The sequence below is a fragment of the Streptomyces sp. RLB3-17 genome, assembly GCF_007113425.2.
Lineage (GTDB): Bacteria > Actinomycetota > Actinomycetes > Streptomycetales > Streptomycetaceae > Streptomyces > Streptomyces mirabilis_D.
In genome coordinates, this window is record NZ_CP041610.2 from 9,610,526 (window position 1) to 9,627,824 (window position 17,299).

Sequence of the window (17,299 nt, forward strand, 5' to 3'; positions counted from 1 at the left end):
TTTCCGGCGATGGCCCCGGCCCACCGCCGTGCACCGGGAAACCCGTACGCCGCGCGCGCTTCAGCAGGCACAATCCCCGCATGGATCGCACCCCGCAGCGGCACGCCGAAAGTCTGCTCAACGCCCTCGACCCGCTGCCCTTCCCCCAGCGCATGCGCGAACTCGCCCTGCGGGTGAAGGAGCGGACCCCGCTGCGGCCGGTACTGGAAGAACTCGAATCCCGCGGACCGTACGAACGGGGGATCGCCGTCGTCGCGGCCGCCGTCGGCCGCGACGCCGAGTGGATCGCGGACCGCATCGCCGACCCGGACACCTTCGTGCGCGGACATGCCCTCCGGGTCGCGGACAGCCTCCAAGTGCCCGACTCCGCCTACGAGTCGGCGCTCGACGACGCCCCGGAGGCGGTCCGCAGGGAGCTGTTGCGCGCGATCGTCGCGGGACGGCGCACGGCACTGGCCGACCGGCTGCTGCCGGGGCTGCGGCGGGACTGGGGCGACGCGGAGGCGGCCCGTCTGCTGCCGGGCTGCGCGCCGGAGACGGTCGCCCGGCTGCTGCCCGAACTCTTCCACGCCGTCACCGGCTGGAAGACCCTCGCCAAGCGGCATCCCGGCACCCTCCTCGACGTCGCCGAAAGCGAGCTGGCGGCGCTCCCCGAGGCCCTGCGGGACACCTGGTGGGGCCGGTACACCCCGGGCGTGGCCGCCACGGTCGCGACGCAGCCCCTGCGCGTGCTCGACCTTCTCGAACGCTTCGGGCCCGCCACCCTCCCCCTCCCGCTGCACGACCACTTCCCGCGGTTCGCGGCGGCCGACCCGAGCCGGCTGCTGCGGCTGCTGCTCACCCCCACCGGATTCGCCGCGCGCCGCTACCGGTCCCTGAGCCCCGCCGTGCTGCGCAGGCTGGCCCGTTCCGACGCGCCCGAACTCCCGGCGTTCAGCAGGGCCTTGGCCGACTGGGGTGATCTCGCGCCGCTCGTGAAGGCGCTGCCGCCGGCGCGACGCCACGCCTTCTACCGGGCCGCGCAGGAAGGCCGAGGCGCCGGACACGGCACCATCGACGCGATCATCCTCGCGGTGCTGCCACGCAGCTGTGTCGCCGAAGAGGCCCGACGCATGGCGGCCGTCGCACGCGAGCACGGCGCCCACTGGAGCTCCCTGCTGCTCGCCGAGTCCTTCCTCCCCGTCGAGGAAGCACGCGAACGGCTCGTCGAGGCCACCCGCCGCCCGGCCGCCGAAGACCGCGCCGAGGCATGGCCGTTGCTCATCCGCAACGCCGCCCGCTCCGGCGACCACGCGGCCGTCACCTCCGTCCTGGAGGAGATGGGCCGGCTGCGCAACGAACAGGACCCGGTGCGCTCGGCCGCGCTCGACGCGCTGTCCAGGGTGCGGCCCGCGCTGTTCACCGAGGACGCCGAGCCGCACCTCGACCGCATCACCGCGGACGCCGTCGAGGCCCGCGACTCCTCGCCCGCCACCCGGCACAACCTCAGCGACCTCGCCCTGTCCGTCCTGCGCGAGCACGCGGCGGGCGGCCGGCGCGAGCTGGTGAACTGGGCCCTGCGCACCCTGGTCCGGATCTCCGGCAACACCGGTGGCGCCGACCTCGGCCGTCTCGACACGACCCTGCGGCGCGGCCAGGAGCACCAGGTGTACGAGGCCCTGCGCCCCTGGATCGAGGCGGGCGCCGAAAAGGCCGACTACAGCCTCGCCTTCACGCTCGCCCGCGCGGTCGGGCGGCGCGCCGCCGGCATGCCCGAACTGCAGGAACTCCTCTGGCAGGCCATCCGGTACGGCAATGACGCGACCCTGCGCCACGCGGTCGAACTGTGGCTCGAGCCGCCCGCGACCCGCGACGAGCGGGTGGCCCGCGTCCTCGCGTTCGAACCGTCCGCGGGCGCGCTGTGGCCGGTCCTGGGCATCGTCACCCGGCGCCGCACCGACCTGCTCGACCCGCTGCTCGCCGAGACCCCTCCGTACGGCCGCTTTCTGACCAAGGGCACCCCCTGGACCGTACCGGTGAGCCGCGACATACGGCGCTGGGTGCCACGCCAACAGCGCGCGGTGGCACGACAGTTGGCGGACCGGGCCGAGGACGCCGCGCTGCCGCTCTTCGAGCGGGCCGCCGCCGTCGCGCAGCACGCCCTCGTCCCGGGCAGCGGCACCGATCTCGTACGCCACTGGACCGGTTCCCCGGACGTGCTGCTCGCCGAGGCGGCGCTCGCCGCACTCGCCCGTACGGACCGGCCCGCCGACGCGCTGCCCGAACTCCTGGCGCACGCGGACGGCGAGCGGGCGCGGGTCGCCGTCTACGCGGCCACGCAGGCCTCCCGGTACGCGGCGCCCTCGCTCCTTGCCGCGCAGCTGCGCACGGTGCTCTTCGCGCCGCGCGCCAAGGTGACCAGCCGCAAGGAGGCCGCCCGGCTCGCCGCCGTACGGCTCCCGATGCCACGGGCGGCCGCGCTGCTGACCGAGGCGTACGAGGCGCCGGGCACCCACGTCGACGTCCGCGCCGCCATCGTGGCCTTCGCTGGCGGCCTGCTCGCCGAGGAACAGGTCTGGGGACTGCTGCGGGATGCCGCGGGCGCCGAGCCGGTGCTGCGCACCGCGATCCTGCGGGTCACCCCGTTGGACCTGCCCGAGCCCCACCGCGAGCGGTACGCCGGACTGGTCCGCGAGGTGTCGTCCACCGACGATCCCGAGACCGCCACCCTGGCCTTCGACGCCCTGGCCCGCTGGGCGCCCTGGTCCCCCGAGTCGCCGAGGGTCCTCGCCGACGCCGTCACCGATCTGACGGGGCGCATCAGCTGGCGCGCGGCGGCCAATGGTCTGGTGACCGCGGCCGCGGGCTCACCACGCGGCGGCCGGGGCCTTCAACAGGCGCTGCGGGCGTTGGCGGAGGCGGAGACGGCCGCGGCGACGGAGGAGATCGGCCGCGCCGATGCCGACGAGCGGCGCGACCGACCGGCCAGGCGGCGCGTCGACCACCTTGTCGTGCGCCTCGCCCAGCAGGCCAGGACGGCCCCGGGACCCATCCGTCCCGCGGCCCTCGCCGCCGGCGAGCTGCTCGCCGGGTACGACGCCTTCGTACCGCAGGCGGCCGCGATCACGGCGTTCCACCTGGACCTGGACGGGGACCCGGGGGACCTGGAGCGCCTGGCCGCCCTCACCGAGGGACGTCCGGCGCTGGCCGCACGGACGGCCCGGGAGTTCGGGGAGCGACTGCGACGGCAGGCGCAGGAGGGGGATCCCGACGTCCTGCTGGAGGTGGTGCGGCGGCTGGGCGCGCACGGCGGACACGGCGAGGGGCTGCTCGCGGCGGCCGTCACCGGGGCGATCGGCGCCCGCACGGGCTGGGCCGCCCCCTGGCGGGAGCGGCTGAGAGCACTGCGCCGCCACCCGGTGGCCGACGTGCGGGACGCGGCGCTGGACCAGGTGACGGCGTACGAGTGAGGCGGCTTCGACCGGAGAGGGTCAGCCGGCGGCGCGCGCGGCCATCCGCGCCTTGCGGGCCGCGAGCTTCTCGTCGAACTTCGAGGCCTCCGCGTCCAGGCCGCCCATGAAGAAGCCGAGCTCCTCCTGGGCCTGCAGGCCCTCGGGGCCGAGGCCGTCCATCTCCAGGACCTTCAGGTGGCGCAGCACCGGCTGCAGCACGTCGTCGTGGTGGATGCGCATGTTGTAGACCTCGCCGATGGCCATCTGCGCGGCGGCGCGCTCGAAGCCGGGCATGCCGTGTCCGGGCATCCGGAAGTTGACGATGACGTCGCGGACGGACTGCATGGTCAGGTCGGGGGCCAGCTCGAACGCGGCCTTGAGCAGGTTGCGGTAGAAGACCATGTGCAGGTTCTCGTCGGTCGCGATGCGCGCCAGCATGCGGTCGCAGACCGGGTCGCCCGACTGGTGACCGGTGTTGCGGTGCGAGACGCGGGTCGCGAGCTCCTGGAAGGCGACGTACGCGACCGTGTGCAGCATCGAGTGGCGGTTGTCCGACTCGAAGCCCTCGTTCATGTGCGCCATACGGGACGCCTCGAGCTTGTCGGGGTCCACGGCGCGCGAGGCGAGCAGGTAGTCGCGCATCACGATGCCGTGTCGGCCCTCCTCGGCGGTCCAGCGGTGCACCCAGGTGCCCCAGGCGCCGTCACGGCCGAAGAGCGCGGCGATCTCGTGGTGGTAGCTCGGCAGGTTGTCCTCGGTGAGCAGGTTGACGACCAGCGCGATCCGGCCGATCTCCGTGACCTTGGACTGCTTCTTGTCCCAGGCCTCGCCGTCCTCGAAGAAGCCGGGGAAGTTCCGGGCGTCGCCGAACGGCACGTACTCGTGCGGCATCCAGTCCTTGGCCACCTTGAGGTGGCGGTTGAGCTCGGTCTCGACCACTTCTTCCAACGCGTAGAGCAGCCGAGCGTCGGTCCAGTCGGTGGACGGGCTGCCAAGGTGGGGAGAAGTGATCGTCACGGGTGCTCCAGGGGGACGTGAAATTGCTGAGCGAGTTACTGAGCGTGTTGCCGGGCGTGCAGCCGAGCGAGTTGCTCGGCGGGTTACCGAGCGGAGACGTAACCTACGGCATCGTAGGCTACGTATCCGTAGGTTACGAAACCGTAGGTTAAGTTTGCTGTAAAGAGTGCCTGATCAGTGGGGGTCCCAGCGGGGGAGCGGGCGTGTTCAGACGTACAGCTCCCGAAGCCGTACCGAGAGGCATGTCACACACCCCTCGAGCTTCTCGAACTCGCTGATGTCCACGAGAACCGGTTCGTGACCGAGGCCCGCGAGCAGCTCCGCCGTCTTCGGGGCGCTCGCCGCCATCAGCAGCTTCCCGCCGCCGAGCAGCACGACATGCGCCCCGGACTCCTCCGGTACCGGCAGGAAGCGCGGGAACAGCGAAGGCATGTCCACCAGGGGCTCATGGCCGATCACCGTCCCGTCGGGCAGCGCGGTGACCGCCGACTTCAGATGCAGCACCTTGTTCACGGGTACGGCCACGACCCGCGCCCCGAGCGGTTCGAAGGCCGCCCGCAGCTGCTGGACCCCGGCCGCGTTGGTGCGCCCGCCGCGGCCCACGTACACCGTGTCGCCTACCTTCAGGACGTCGCCGCCGTCCAGGGTGCCCGGCTCCCAGATCCAGTTCACCGAACAGCCCAGCCGGGCCACGGCTTCCTCGACCCCGGCGGTCTCGGCGCGGCGGGACTCGGCGCCGGGGCGGGAGATCAGCGCGACATTGCGGAAGACGACCACGGCGTCCTCGACGAACACCGAGTCGGGGCAGTCGTCGGCCGGATCGACCTCGACGGTCTCCCAACCGTGCGTGCGCAGCGCCTCGGCGTACGCCTCCCACTGCTCGACGGCCAGGTCGACGTCCACCTTCTCGCGCTCGATGTGCGTCACCAGTCCCTCGGCGAGACGGGGACTGGGCCTGCGGATGAGGGCTTTCTGGCTGGGCACGAGCGGTCTCCGAATCGGCAGGGTGCATCGGCGCACATCATGCAGCGCCGTTCGCGCGCACAACAGCCCCCGACTCGGCACCCCCGGACCGGACGGCGGGCGGACCCGCGTCCGAACGTGACGCGGGGCGGTGCCCGGAAGCGACGTTAGTCAGCCTCCGGGCCCGGCGCTATGTCGGATACCCGACAGCTTCCGCCGTGGTTTCTTTCAGTTCTCCTCCTTCCAGCAGCAGCCGGCGTGTGATTCCGATCGACTCCAGGAACGGCAGGTCGTGGCTGGCGACGATCAGCGCGCCCTCGTAGGACTCGAGCGCCGTGGTGAGCTGGCGGACGCTCGCCAGGTCGAGGTTGTTGGTCGGCTCGTCGAGCATCAGGAGCTGCGGCGCGGGTTCGGCGAGCATCAGCGCCGCGAGCGTCGCCCGGAAGCGTTCGCCGCCGGAGAGCGTCGCCGCCCGCTGGTCGGCCTTCGCCCCCTTGAACAGGAAGCGGGCGAGTCGCGCCCGGACCCGGTTGATGGTGGCGGCGGGCGCGAAGCGGGCCACGTTCTCGGCCACGGTCAGCTCCCCGTCGAGCACATCGAGCCGCTGAGGCAGGAACCGAAGCGGCACATGGGCCAGCGCCTGGCCGGACACCGCCTCCAGCTCCCCGGCGATCGTCCGCAGCAGCGTCGTCTTGCCCGCGCCGTTGCGCCCGATCAGCGCGATCCGCTCGGGTCCGCGCAGATCGAACACGCCGTCCACGCGAGCGCCGTACCTCAGCTCCAGGTTCTCCAGCGTGAGCACGGTGCGGCCCGGCGGTACGGCCGTGTACGGCAGGTCGACACGGATCTCGTCGTCGTCCCGTACGGCCTCCACCGCGTCGTCGAGCCGGTCCTTCGCCTCGGCGAGCTTCTCCTCGTGCATGATGCGGTGCTTGCCCGCCGACTCCTGGGCGGCCCGTTTGCGCGCACCCATCACGATCTTCGGCTCGCGCTTCTGCTCGAACATCTTCTGCCCGTAGCGCTTACGACGGGCGAGCTTGACCTGCGCGTCGACCAGCTCGCGCTTCTGCTTCTTCAGATCGGCCTCGGCGACGCGCACCATGCGCTCCGCCGCCTCCTGCTCGCCGGCGAGGACCTCCTCGTACGCGGAGAAGTTGCCCCCGTACCAGGTGACCTCGCCCGAGCGCAGATCGGCGATCTGGTCGACCAGGTCCAGCAGTTCGCGGTCGTGGCTGACCACGACCATGACCCCGGACCAGGCCTCGACGGCCGCGTACAGCCGCCTGCGCGCGTACAGGTCGAGGTTGTTGGTGGGCTCGTCCAGCAGCAGGATGTCCGGCCGGCGCAGCAGCAGCGCGGCCAGGCGCAGCAGTACCGACTCGCCGCCCGAGACCTCGCCGATGGTGCGGTCCAGCTCGACGTGCCCGAGTCCGAGTTCGCCGAGCATGGCGAGCGCCCGCTCCTCGACGTCCCAGTCGTCGCCGACGACGTCGAAGTGCTCCTCGGCCGCGTCGCCCGCCTCGATGGCGTGCAGCGCGGCACGCGTGGCGGCGATGCCGAGCGCCTCGTCGACCCGCAGGGCGGTGTCGAGCGTGACGTTCTGCGGCAGATGACCGACTTCGCCGGTGACGCGGATCGTGCCGTCGGCCGGGGGCAGTTCGCCCGCGATCAGCTTCAACAGGGTGGACTTCCCTGATCCGTTGACGCCGACGAGCCCGGTCCTGCCGGGGCCGAAGGCGACCTGAAGGTCGTCGAAGACGGTGGTTCCGTCCGGCCAGGCGAAGGAGAGGGAGGTGCAGCTGAGGGAGGTGGGGAAAGAAGACATGAGGGCCTCGCGATTACTGGGTGCGGTCAGGGGCACGCGTTCGGGACACCGCGAGGTGACGACGATCCGGTCAGGAGGGCGGAAAGAAGGCCCCGTAAACCGGAGGACGGCTCATACGCCGAGGTCGCACGCTGCGCACACGGGGGCGACGAAAGCCCACTGTGTGACGCGGTGTCTCAGACCTCAGACGAGCAACGTCCTTCTCCAATCGACGACAACAGGACCGCTGTACACCGTAGGAACGGCTCCGAACGCTGTCAACGCATTAACGTGGCCCCGACCTCGACCCCGAAGGAGACGCCGTGCCCAACGGCTCGCTGTCGCTGCCCGCCCGGCTCTATCTGCTGGCCTGGGACACCACGAGGCTCAAGGTCACGGGGGCGACCCACCTCCACCATCTGGTGCGCGCCGGCGCCCTCACGGAACTCGCCCAGCGCGGACTGCTCGCCGACGTGGACGGCATCGCCACACCGGTCGACGCCGACGCCCTTACGGGGGACCTCGTCCTCGACGGGCTCCTGGAACTGGTGGAGGAGTCCCGGCCCCGGAAGTGGAAGGCGTGGGTGACCCTGCGGGCGCGTGTCACCCTGGACGCGGTCCGCGCGCAGCTCGCCGCCGAGGGATATCTGCGGGCCGAGAAGAAGCGGGTGCTCGGGCTCTTCCCGTCCGTGGAGTACGAGCTGGAGCGGGTGTCCGCGGTGGAGGCGCTGCGGGAGGAGGCACGGACCGTGTTGCGGGGGCCCGTGCCCGTCGAGGAGGTCTCCGACCGCGACGCGGCCCTCGTCGCCCTAGCCGCCGCGGCCGAACTGCGCACGCTGGCGTCCGGCAAGGACCGCAAGCTGTACAAGCAGCGCATCGAGGAGCTGACCGATCGCAGCGGAGCGGCTGCTCCGGCGCTGAAGAAGGTCATCCAGGAGGTGCGCACCGCGATCGTCGTGGCGGCCACGGCGGCCTCGACCTCGGGCGCGGCAACGGGGGGCTGAGGCACCCGGGAAGGCATCTGGGAAGGGGCGCGGGAAGGGACGCGGGGGACCGCGCGAGCAACCCCCGGCGACCCGCACCCGCCCATGCTTCCCCCCCACGCACACGTCGCATTCCTGCCAGCCCCCGCCCCGCCCCCGGTGATGGGATCGTCCCCATGACGAACCAGAACCCCACCCACGAAACCGCCCTCGCCTTCCGCGCCCTGCACATCCCCGGCCGCCCACTCGTCCTCCCGAACGCCTGGGACACGGCGAGCGCGCGCCTGGTCGAGGAGGCGGGCGCCGCCGCCGTGGCGACGACCAGCGCGGGGCTCGCCTGGGACCTGGGAACGGCCGACGGGGACCGGCTGGACAGGGACCGGGCCCTCGGCGCGGTCGCGCGCGTCGCCGCCGCGGTCCGGGTCCCGGTGAGCGCGGACATCGAGAGCGGCTACGCGAAGGACGCCGCGGGCGTCGGGGACACGATCCGCGCGGTGCTCGCGGCGGGCGCCGTGGGCGTGAACATCGAGGACGCGCTGTACGGCAGGGAAGGCGGCGGCGAAGGTGACGACGGCGAGGATGCCGGCGACGGCGGCCGTGGCCCGCTGCGTCCGGTCGCCGAGCAGGCGGAGCGTATCGCCGCGGCCCGTGCCGCAGCCGATGCGGCGGGTGTCCCGCTGTTCATCAACGCACGCATCGACACCGTTCTGAGGGGCGCGGGAGGGGTCGAGGAGACCTTGGAGCGAGCCGCCGCCTTCCTCGCCGCCGGAGCCGACGGGATCTTCGTTCCCGGGGTCGTCGACCCGGGGACGGTGAAGTCGCTCGTGGCGGGTGTCGAGGGCCCGCTCAATGTGCTGGCCGGTCCCGGCGCGCCGTCCGTCGCCGAGCTGGCCGCGCTCGGGGTCGCCCGGATCAGCACGGGCTCGAGCATCGCGCAGGCCGCGCACGCCGTGGTCCGCCGTGCCGCGCGGGAGCTGCTGAGCGCGGGGACCTACGACTCGCTGACCGGAGGACTCGACTACGTCGAGCTCAACACCCTGCTGGGCGGGGCTCGTTGAGGGCGGGGGCGCCGCTCAGCAGGTGCCCCGCATCAGCTCCTCCAGGTCGTGGTCCAGGTCGACCTGGAGATGCTCGAGTCCGACGGGCACCAGTTCGGTCGTGAGCTGGAGGAACTTCCGCACCTCGCCCGAGCGCACGTGCACCACGGCGGTGCCCTCGGGGGCGTGGAACTCCAGAACGGTCCGGTCGTAGCCGTACGGCCGCACCCGTACGTCGCCGTACCCCACGGAGTCCTCCATGCCGGACGTGAGCAGCTCGCGCGCGAACGTCCAGCAGACCTCCACGCCCTCCAGCGTGGCCGGGGCGGGGAAGGTCATACGGACGGCGAAGGGGTCGCTGCGGTCGTAGTGGAGCGTTGCGGGAATGCTCGGCATCCGCGGGGCGGCGGCGACGAGGCGGGCCTCTACGGGCTGCTCGATGACGGTGGACAACGCCTTGCTCCCTTGTGACGGCTGGACGAACTCCGGGCGGATGAGGCCGGGCAATGTATGAGACGACGGAATGAGCCATTCAGTGCACCTGAAACGCAAGTGACCTCTGTCACCGAGTTCATTCACCTCGGTGACACGTAGTGATCCATTTCTCGTTCCGACATGCCCGCGATACCGGAGAGGACACCAACCGGAGCCCCCGGGTTCCCGCCGAGGGCATCTGGACGGCGCCCGGGGAGTGGGCTAGCTTCGCCCGCCATGAGGGGCTTGGGGAAGTCGAGACGTACGAGTCGGGCGGTCACCGTGGGACTGTGCGCGGCGGCGTTCGCCGCCGCGCTGACGGCGGCGCCCGCGCAGGCACACGAGGCGGGGAAGGCGGCCCACTGGGCGCTCAAGGACAGCGGCAGCGACGTGCGTTTCCGCGGACTGTCGGCCGTCAACCGCGACACCGCCTGGGTGGCCGGCGCCAAGGGCACCGTCCTGCGCACCACCGACGGCGGCGCGAGCTGGCGGAACGTCTCGCCGCCCGGCGCCGCCGACCTGGAGTTCCGCGACATCGAGGCGTTCGACGCGCGGCGCGCGGTGGTCCTCGCCATCGGTGAGGGCGAGGCCTCCCGGGTCTTCAGGACCGACGACGGCGGCGCGACCTGGACCGAGTCCTTCCGCAACACCGACGCGAAGGCCTTCTACGACTGTCTGACCTTCTTCGACCGGCGCCACGGCCTCGCGATGAGCGACCCCGTGGACGGCAGGTTCCGCATCCTGTCCACCAGCGACGGCGGACGGTCCTGGAAGGTGCTGCCCAGTGACGGCATGCCCGCCGCGCAGGACGGCGAGGCGGGCTTCGCCGCCAGTGGACAGTGCCTCGTGAGCGCGGGATCGCACGATGCCTGGCTGGCCACCGGCGGGGGCGCACACGCGCGTGTGCTGCATTCCACCGACCGGGGACTGACCTGGAAGGCGGCCGATACGCCGATCCCGGCGGGCGACCCGGCGCGTGGCGTCTTCGCCCTCGCCTTCCGGGACCGCGCCCACGGCCTCGCGGTCGGCGGCGACTACCGCGCCGACCAGGCATCGCCCCAGGTGGCCGCCCTCACCCCCGACGGCGGCCGCACCTGGACCCCCGCCGCCCAGCCGCCGCCCGCCTACCGCTCCGGTGTCGCCTGGCTCCCGCACAGCCGCACCTCCGCGCTCGCGGTCGGCCCGACCGGCACCGACCTCACGACCGACGGCGGCCGCACCTGGCGCACCCTGGACACCGGCTCGTACGACACCGTGGACTGCACCCCCGACCTGGGCTGCTGGGCATCCGGGGAGAAGGGCCGGGTGGCACGTCTGGAGCGCTGACCGCCGCGTGCCCCGTGGCGAGCTGGGTACCCGTGTCGCCGACGCGCAAGCAAGCGATCGGCGACACGGAAGGAAGTGAGCCGCCATGCCCCGTGGCTCCAGCCCCAAGCGCGAACGCCAGTACGAGCACATCAAGGAGAGCGCTCTCGACCGGGGAGAGGGCAGGGAGCGCGCCGAGGAGATCGCCGCGCGCACCGTCAACAAGGAGCGCGCCCGGGCCGGCGAGTCGAAGACCGCGAGCCGCACGTCCACCGAGGACATCTCCTCCGGCAGGCGCGGCGGCCTGCGCTCCCACCAGGGCGCCCAGGGACCCACGTACGACCAGCTGTACGAGGAGGCCAAGCGGCGTGACATCCATGGCCGGTCGGACATGAACAAGGAGGAGCTGAGGCGCGCGCTGGGCGACAAGTGACCGCCCCACGGCCTCGTCCGGTGCTGTGGGCTTAGGCTCGTCGGCACCATGAACACCTCGTTGAACACCGTACCGATTCCCGCGGGTTGGCCCGCGACCGAGGAGCAGGCCCGCGCCGTGCAGGACGAACTGCGGGGGCGCGTGGTGCTCGACGAGCCCGGGCCGCCGCCCGGCACCGGCAGAGTGACGGGCGTCGACGTGGCGTACGACGACGAGCGGGACGTCGTCGTGGCCGCGGCCGTCGTGCTCGACGCGGCGAGCCTCACCGTCGTCGCCGAGGCCACCGCCGTCGGACAGGTCTCCTTCCCCTACGTCGCCGGGTTGCTGGCCTTCCGCGAGATCCCGACCGTGCTGGCCGTGCTCGACGCGTTGCCGTGCCCGCCGGGTCTCGTGGTCTGCGACGGCTACGGTCTCGCCCACCCCCGCCGTTTCGGCCTCGCCAGCCACCTCGGCGTCCTCACCGGGCTCCCCACGATCGGGGTGGCCAAGAACCCGTTCACCTTCTCCTACGAGGAGCCCGGCGCCCGGCGCGGCAGCGCCTCCCCGCTGCTCGCGGGCGAACCGACGGGCCCGGAGGAGGTCGGTCGCGCACTGCGCACCCAGGACGGCGTCAAGCCGGTCTTCGTCTCGGTCGGCCACCGGGTGAGCCTCGACAACGCCTGCGCGCACACCCTCGCGCTCACCCCGCGATACCGCCTCCCGGAGACCACCCGAAGAGCGGACTCCCTGTGCCGACGGGCCCTGAAGGAGACAACTCCCTCAGGAGCCTCACCCGTTGACTGAGTACGTGCCCTGAGTACGTGTTCTGAGTATCTGTACGGATGCGGCGGCGCCGTCATGATCGGCAGGCTTTCGCGCATGACGACGCACCGTTCCCCGAAGCCCGCCACCGGCGCCACCCAGCCCGTCGAGCGCACCGTGATGGCCGCGCTGGTCCTCTCCGTCCTCGCCGGGGTCGGCTGGATCGGCGGGATGATCTACACGGTGCTGGGCTGGCCGCTCTAGAGAGCACCTTCCGGACGGTCCTACCGGGACGCGGCGACCCTGAAGGTGATCCCCGCCCCGCGCAGCCGCTCGATGAGCGCGTCGCCCATCGCCACCGCCGTCGTGACCTGTCCGGCCGTCTCCGGCAGGTCGTCGAAGGCGAGCGACAGCGCGGACTCCGCGAACATCTTGGCGGTCTCGCCGTAGCCGGGGTCGCCGCCCGCGACCTCCGTGAACACGCGGCGTCCGCCGCCCTCGCCCACGAACCGCACCGAGAACCAGCTCTTCGCCCGCCGCGAGGCACTGGGCCCCTCGCCCGGCTTGATCCGGTCGGACAGCCAGCGCCGCGCGGGCGGCACCTGGGCCGCCGCGAACACCGCGCCGACGGCCGTGACCCCGCCCAGCGCGACCGGCAGCCGTTCGACGGCCGCGTAGTGGCGGTAGCGGAAGTCGGGCCCGTAGCGCTCCAGCACCCGCGCCGAACGCTGCACGATCTGGGCGTCGATAGTGGGCAGCGGCAGCGCCCATGCCCCGACCTCCTTGGCGAACCGCGGTGTGCTCAGCGGCGCGTGTGCCCGCCGTCCGACCAGCCGTGGTTCGTGCCGCCCGCGATCCCGCGCCGCGGCCAGGATGTGCCGCCCGCGCGCGAACTGGGTGAGCGCGGAGGCGAACGTGCCGCCCGAGAACATCGCCTGTGCGCGGACGAAACCGTCGACCCGCAACGGCACGTCCTCGGGCAGCTGCCGCACCGTGAAATAGGCGCCCAGGTCGTGCGGAATCGAGTCGAAACCGCAGGCGTGCACCAGGCGGGCCCCCGTCTCCCGCGCGCGTGTGTCGTGCCGGACGTACATCAGATCCACGAACTCGGGCTCGCCGGTGAGGTCCAAATAGTCGGTGCCCGCGTCGGCGCAGGCGGCGACCAGCTCCTCGCCGTGCAGTATGTAGGGCCCGACGGTCGTCGCCACCACGCGCGCGCCGCGGGCGAGTTCGCGCAGCGACGCCGGATCGGCGACATCCGCCACCAGCACGTCGGGGGCGCCGGACAGCCGCTCCCGCAGCCGTGCCAGCTTCTCCTCGTCGCGGCCCGCGATCGCCCAGCGCAGCCCTTCGGGCGCGTGGGCGGCGAGGTACTCCGCGGTGAGGGCTCCGACGAACCCGGTGGCTCCGAAGAGCACGATGTCGTACGTGCGAGCCATCCCGTTCAGCCTGCTCATGACACCCCATCTGTCGTGCGCGAAGCGCCGTTGTCGGTGGCTGAGGCTAGCGTGAGGTACGAGCAGCCGAACGATGAGGTCGACACAGAGGTCGGAGGTGGCCGTGGCCGTACAGGGGAACGCGCGCCGGCCGTGCGGCGGCATACGCCGCTGACGCGCCCTGTTTCATGACCTTTCGGCATGATCCGCCACCCGGGATTTAACTAAGCGCTTGCTCGCTGGGGGCTTGCCCGGCGTGGAACACGTTCTTAACATCTCTGATGTCACATCAGTGGTGTCACAGTGCTGGGGGCTCGATGGCAGTGGCAGGGACGCCGGCGTACGGCCCGCTGGCGGGAGTGCGCGTGGTGGAGCTGGCGGGCATCGGCCCCGGCCCGTTCGCCGCCATGCTCCTGGCCGACCTCGGCGCGGACGTCGTCCGCGTGGACCGGCCCGGCGGCACGGGGCTCGCCGTCAACCCGGAGTACGACATCACCAACCGAAACAAACGGTCGGTCGTGATCGACCTCAAGGCCGAGGACGGCCCCGCCCGCGTCCTCGATCTGGTCGAACGCGCGGACATCCTCGTCGAGGGCTTCCGCCCCGGCGTCGCCGAGCGCCTCGGCGTCGGCCCCGAGACCTGCCACGCCCGCAACCCGCGGCTCGTCTACGGCCGGATGACCGGCTGGGGCCAGCAGGGCCCGCTCGCCCCGCGTGCCGGGCACGACATCGCGTACATCGCCCTCACCGGCACCCTCGGCATGATCGGCAGGCCGGACGAGCCGCCCGCGGTCCCCGCGAACCTCGTCGGCGACTACGCGGGCGGCTCGCTCTACCTCGTCGTCGGCGTCCTCGCCGCGCTCCACCACGCGCGCGCCACCGGCGCCGGGCAGGTCGTGGACACGGCGATCGTCGACGGCGCCGCGCACCTGGCCTCGATGATCCACGGCATGCTCGCCGCGGGCGGCTGGCAGGACCGGCGCGGCGCCAACCTCCTGGACGGCGGCTGCCCGTACTACGGCACGTACGAGACGGCCGACGGGAAGTACATGGCGGTGGGCGCCCTGGAGCAGCAGTTCTACGCCGAGTTCGTGGAACTGCTCGGCATCGAGGAGTACGCCGACGCCCGCAAGGACCTGGCCCGCTGGGGCGAGCTGCGCGAGGTGGTCGCGGCTCGCTTCAAGACCCGCACCAGGGACGAGTGGACCGCGGTCTTCGAGGGCTCCGACGCCTGCGTGGCCCCCGTCCTGTCGCTGCGGGAGGCCCCGGCCCATCCCCACCTCGCCGCCCGCGGCACCTTCACCGACCACGGCGGCATCACCCAGCCCGCCCCCGCACCCCGCTTCTCCCTGACCCGCACCTCCGTCCGCACCGGCCCCGCCCTGCCCGGCGCCGACACCGCGGACGTGGCCCGCGACTGGGACGTACCACGGCTGACGGGGCACGACCTCATGACGGACGACTCGATGAAGGACGGCGACTGATGGAGCTCTCCCTCCCGCTCGACTACGCCGGCGACCCCCGGCAGGCCGCCGACGAGGTCGCCGCCCTGGAGTCCGCGGGTCTGGACGCCGTCTGGGTCGCGGAGGCCTACGGCTTCGACGCGCCCACGATCATGGGCTATCTGGCCGCCCGCACCGAGCGCATGAAGATCGGCTCCGGGATCCTCAACGTCTACTCGCGCACCCCGGCGCTCCTCGCGCAGACCGCCGCCGGACTCGACGCGCTCTCGGGCGGCCGCGCCATGCTGGGGCTCGGTGCCTCGGGCCCGCAGGTCGTCGAGGGCTGGCACGGGAAGGCGTACGACAAGCCACTGGGCCGCACCCGCGAGGCCATCGAACTGACCCGCCGCATCCTGCGTCGCGAGGTCATCGACCACCACGGCATCACCGACATGCCCCGCCCCGGCGGCCTGGGCAAGCCCCTGAAGCTCCTCACCAAGCCGGTGCGCCCCGACATCCCGCTGTACGTGGCGTCCCTGGGCCCCGCCAACGTCCGGATGACCGCCGAAGTCGCCGACGGCTGGCTGCCCACCCTCTTCATCCCGGAGAAGGCCCACCAGGTGTGGGGCGGCCCCCTCGCGGAGGGCGCCGCACTGCGGGACCCGGCGCTCGGCCCGCTGCGGACCGTCGCGGGCGGCCTGCTCGCCATCGGCGAGGACGCGGCGGCCGTACGGGAACTCGCGCGACCCAAAATCGCCCTCTACGTAGGCGGCATGGGTGCCCCCGGCAAGAACTTCTACAACGACCTCGCGGTGGCCTACGGCTACGAGAAGGAGGCCCGGCTCATCCAGGAGCTGTACCTCTCCGGTCGGAAGAAGGAGGCCGAGGCCGCCGTACCTGCCGAGTTCTGCGAGCTGATCTCGCTGTGCGGGCCGGAGAGCTATGTGCGCGAGCGTGTCGAGGCCTTCCGGGAGGCCGGGGTCGACATGCTCAACATCACTCCCGTGGGGCCGGAGCCGGCCCGCCTGGTCGAGACCGTCAAGAGCTGGCTCTAGGAGGGCATTCGCGCATGAAGCGGCAGATTTTCGGCGCCGAGCACGACGCGTTCCGGGAGACCGTGCGCACCTTCCTCGCCAAGGAGGTGACGCCGTACTACGAACAGTGGGAGAAGGACGGCATCGTCTCGCGCGAGGCCTGGCGCGCCGCCGGGAAACAGGGGCTGCTCGGCCTCGCCGTACCGGAGGAGTACGGAGGCGGCGGCAACGCCGACTTCCGCTACAGCGCCGTACTCGCCGAGGAGTTCACGCGCGCGGGGGCCGCCGGTCTCGCCCTCGGGCTGCACAACGACATCATCGGGCCGTATCTGACGGACCTGGCCACCGAGGAGCAGAAGCGGCGCTGGCTGCCCGGGTTCTGCGACGGTTCACTCATCACAGCGATCGCGATGACCGAGCCCGGCGCCGGATCCGACCTCCAGGGCATCAGGACGCACGCCGAGGACCGGGGCGACCACTGGCTGCTCAACGGCTCCAAGACCTTCATCTCGAACGGGATCCTCGCCGACCTGGTGATCGTCGTCGCGAAGACGACCCCGGAGGGCGGCGCCCACGGTCTGTCTCTGCTCGTCGTCGAGCGTGGCATGGCAGGCTTCGAGCGTGGCCGCAATCTCGACAAGATCGGGCAGAAGGCGCAGGACACGGCCGAGCTGTTCTTCCACGACGTACGCGTCCCCAAGGAGAACCTGCTCGGGGAGCTCAACGGCGCCTTCGGGCACCTCATGACGAACCTCGCGCAGGAACGCATGGGCATCGCCGTCGCCGGGATCGCGGCGGCCGAGCACCTGCTGGAGATCACCACGCAGTACGTCAAGGAGCGCGAGGCCTTCGGACGGCCGCTGTCCAAGCTCCAGCACATCCGCTTCGAGATAGCCGAGATGGCGACCGAGTGCGCCGTCACCCGTACGTTCCTCGACCGCTGCGTCGTCGATCACACGAACGGCGAACTCGACGCCGTGCACGCCTCGATGGCCAAGTGGTGGGCCACCGAGCTGCAAAAGCGCGTCGCGGACCGCTGCCTCCAGCTGCACGGCGGCTACGGCTACATGACGGAGTACCGCGTCGCCAGGGCCTTCACCGACGGCCGCATCCAGACCATCTACGGCGGGACCACAGAGATCATGAAGGAGATCATCGGCCGCTCCCTGCTCGGCTGATCCTCCGCACCCTCCCCGAAA

At 72.2% G+C, this 17,299-nt stretch carries 15 protein-coding genes; 10 read left to right on the forward strand and 5 right to left on the reverse strand.

Annotated elements, in window-relative coordinates; genetic code table 11:
• The first annotated feature begins 80 nt into the window (after nucleotides 1–80).
• The gene (locus tag FNV62_RS43210) at nucleotides 81–3,449 is read left to right on the forward strand and encodes a hypothetical protein (protein ID WP_144316064.1); all 3,369 of its coding nucleotides are present in this window, start codon (nucleotides 81–83) and stop codon (nucleotides 3,447–3,449) included.
• 21 nt (nucleotides 3,450–3,470) lie between these two features.
• Here FNV62_RS43210 and FNV62_RS43215 read toward each other — a convergent pair whose 3' ends face one another.
• The 3 genes from FNV62_RS43215 to FNV62_RS43225 all read right to left on the reverse strand — a co-directional run bounded on the left by FNV62_RS43215 (nucleotide 3,471) and on the right by FNV62_RS43225 (nucleotide 7,236).
• Nucleotides 3,471–4,448: an acyl-ACP desaturase gene (locus FNV62_RS43215; RefSeq protein WP_054228076.1), complete on the reverse strand. Its 978-nt coding sequence runs from the start codon at nucleotides 4,446–4,448 to the stop codon at nucleotides 3,471–3,473.
• A gap of 207 nt (nucleotides 4,449–4,655) precedes the next feature.
• Nucleotides 4,656–5,432 (reverse strand): dimethylargininase, encoded by a 777-nt coding sequence (ddaH, locus tag FNV62_RS43220; RefSeq protein ID WP_097287269.1) that lies wholly within the window; start codon nucleotides 5,430–5,432, stop codon nucleotides 4,656–4,658.
• A 169-nt stretch (nucleotides 5,433–5,601) separates the two neighbouring features.
• Nucleotides 5,602–7,236, reverse strand: a complete 1,635-nt coding sequence (locus FNV62_RS43225; protein ID WP_144316065.1) for an ABC-F family ATP-binding cassette domain-containing protein — start codon at nucleotides 7,234–7,236, stop codon at nucleotides 5,602–5,604.
• A 302-nt stretch (nucleotides 7,237–7,538) separates the two neighbouring features.
• Between FNV62_RS43225 and FNV62_RS43230 the strand changes: the two genes are divergently transcribed.
• Both FNV62_RS43230 and FNV62_RS43235 read left to right on the forward strand, forming a co-directional pair.
• Entirely contained in the window at nucleotides 7,539–8,219 is a 681-nt protein-coding gene (locus FNV62_RS43230; protein WP_143656315.1) for a GOLPH3/VPS74 family protein, read from the forward strand.
• Between the two features lie 155 nt (nucleotides 8,220–8,374).
• Nucleotides 8,375–9,256: an isocitrate lyase/PEP mutase family protein gene (locus FNV62_RS43235; protein WP_143610022.1), complete on the forward strand. Its 882-nt coding sequence runs from the start codon at nucleotides 8,375–8,377 to the stop codon at nucleotides 9,254–9,256.
• A 15-nt stretch (nucleotides 9,257–9,271) separates the two neighbouring features.
• Here the strand turns inward: FNV62_RS43235 and FNV62_RS43240 are convergent, their stop codons facing one another.
• Entirely contained in the window at nucleotides 9,272–9,688 is a 417-nt protein-coding gene (locus FNV62_RS43240) for an SsgA family sporulation/cell division regulator (RefSeq protein ID WP_054232767.1), read from the reverse strand.
• A gap of 258 nt (nucleotides 9,689–9,946) precedes the next feature.
• Between FNV62_RS43240 and FNV62_RS43245 the strand changes: the two genes are divergently transcribed.
• The 4 genes from FNV62_RS43245 to mmpA all read left to right on the forward strand — a co-directional run bounded on the left by FNV62_RS43245 (nucleotide 9,947) and on the right by mmpA (nucleotide 12,452).
• Complete coding sequence (locus tag FNV62_RS43245; protein ID WP_144316066.1) at nucleotides 9,947–11,035, forward strand: WD40/YVTN/BNR-like repeat-containing protein; 1,089 nt, start codon at nucleotides 9,947–9,949, stop codon at nucleotides 11,033–11,035.
• An 85-nt stretch (nucleotides 11,036–11,120) separates the two neighbouring features.
• Nucleotides 11,121–11,447, forward strand: a complete 327-nt coding sequence (locus FNV62_RS43250) for a hypothetical protein (protein WP_054232765.1) — start codon at nucleotides 11,121–11,123, stop codon at nucleotides 11,445–11,447.
• A gap of 48 nt (nucleotides 11,448–11,495) precedes the next feature.
• Complete coding sequence (locus FNV62_RS43255; RefSeq protein ID WP_144316067.1) at nucleotides 11,496–12,230, forward strand: endonuclease V; 735 nt, start codon at nucleotides 11,496–11,498, stop codon at nucleotides 12,228–12,230.
• Between the two features lie 75 nt (nucleotides 12,231–12,305).
• Nucleotides 12,306–12,452 carry a morphogenic membrane protein MmpA gene (mmpA, locus tag FNV62_RS43260; RefSeq protein ID WP_162489330.1) on the forward strand — a complete coding sequence of 49 codons (147 nt, stop codon included), beginning with the start codon at nucleotides 12,306–12,308 and terminating at the stop codon, nucleotides 12,450–12,452.
• 20 nt (nucleotides 12,453–12,472) lie between these two features.
• Here the strand turns inward: mmpA and FNV62_RS43265 are convergent, their stop codons facing one another.
• Entirely contained in the window at nucleotides 12,473–13,645 is a 1,173-nt protein-coding gene (locus FNV62_RS43265; RefSeq protein WP_143610024.1) for a saccharopine dehydrogenase family protein, read from the reverse strand.
• Between the two features lie 296 nt (nucleotides 13,646–13,941).
• On the opposite strand from FNV62_RS43265, the gene FNV62_RS43270 reads away from it, so the two are divergent.
• The 3 genes from FNV62_RS43270 to FNV62_RS43280 are packed head-to-tail and all read left to right on the forward strand — an operon-like array spanning nucleotide 13,942 to nucleotide 17,278.
• Nucleotides 13,942–15,108 carry a CaiB/BaiF CoA transferase family protein gene (locus FNV62_RS43270; RefSeq protein ID WP_225900593.1) on the forward strand — a complete coding sequence of 389 codons (1,167 nt, stop codon included), beginning with the start codon at nucleotides 13,942–13,944 and terminating at the stop codon, nucleotides 15,106–15,108.
• Complete coding sequence (locus tag FNV62_RS43275) at nucleotides 15,108–16,121, forward strand: LLM class F420-dependent oxidoreductase (RefSeq protein ID WP_054232762.1); 1,014 nt, start codon at nucleotides 15,108–15,110, stop codon at nucleotides 16,119–16,121. Before FNV62_RS43270 ends, FNV62_RS43275 begins: the two co-directional genes overlap by 1 nt.
• A gap of 14 nt (nucleotides 16,122–16,135) precedes the next feature.
• Nucleotides 16,136–17,278, forward strand: coding sequence for an acyl-CoA dehydrogenase family protein (locus FNV62_RS43280; RefSeq protein ID WP_060894772.1), 1,143 nt, complete (start codon nucleotides 16,136–16,138; stop codon nucleotides 17,276–17,278).
• Nucleotides 17,279–17,299: the final 21 nt, after the last annotated feature.

Coding starts and splice junctions, on each gene's coding strand:
- FNV62_RS43210 (WP_144316064.1), top strand. CDS start 81: ATGGATCGCACCCCGCAGCGGCACGCCGAAAGTCTGCTCAACGCCCTC.
- FNV62_RS43225 (WP_144316065.1), bottom strand. CDS start 7,236: ATGTCTTCTTTCCCCACCTCCCTCAGCTGCACCTCCCTCTCCTTCGCC.
- FNV62_RS43235 (WP_143610022.1), top strand. CDS start 8,375: ATGACGAACCAGAACCCCACCCACGAAACCGCCCTCGCCTTCCGCGCC.
- FNV62_RS43245 (WP_144316066.1), top strand. CDS start 9,947: ATGAGGGGCTTGGGGAAGTCGAGACGTACGAGTCGGGCGGTCACCGTG.
- FNV62_RS43250 (WP_054232765.1), top strand. CDS start 11,121: ATGCCCCGTGGCTCCAGCCCCAAGCGCGAACGCCAGTACGAGCACATC.
- FNV62_RS43255 (WP_144316067.1), top strand. CDS start 11,496: ATGAACACCTCGTTGAACACCGTACCGATTCCCGCGGGTTGGCCCGCG.
- mmpA (WP_162489330.1), top strand. CDS start 12,306: ATGACGACGCACCGTTCCCCGAAGCCCGCCACCGGCGCCACCCAGCCC.
- FNV62_RS43265 (WP_143610024.1), bottom strand. CDS start 13,645: ATGAGCAGGCTGAACGGGATGGCTCGCACGTACGACATCGTGCTCTTC.
- FNV62_RS43270 (WP_225900593.1), top strand. CDS start 13,942: ATGGCAGTGGCAGGGACGCCGGCGTACGGCCCGCTGGCGGGAGTGCGC.
- FNV62_RS43275 (WP_054232762.1), top strand. CDS start 15,108: ATGGAGCTCTCCCTCCCGCTCGACTACGCCGGCGACCCCCGGCAGGCC.
- FNV62_RS43280 (WP_060894772.1), top strand. CDS start 16,136: ATGAAGCGGCAGATTTTCGGCGCCGAGCACGACGCGTTCCGGGAGACC.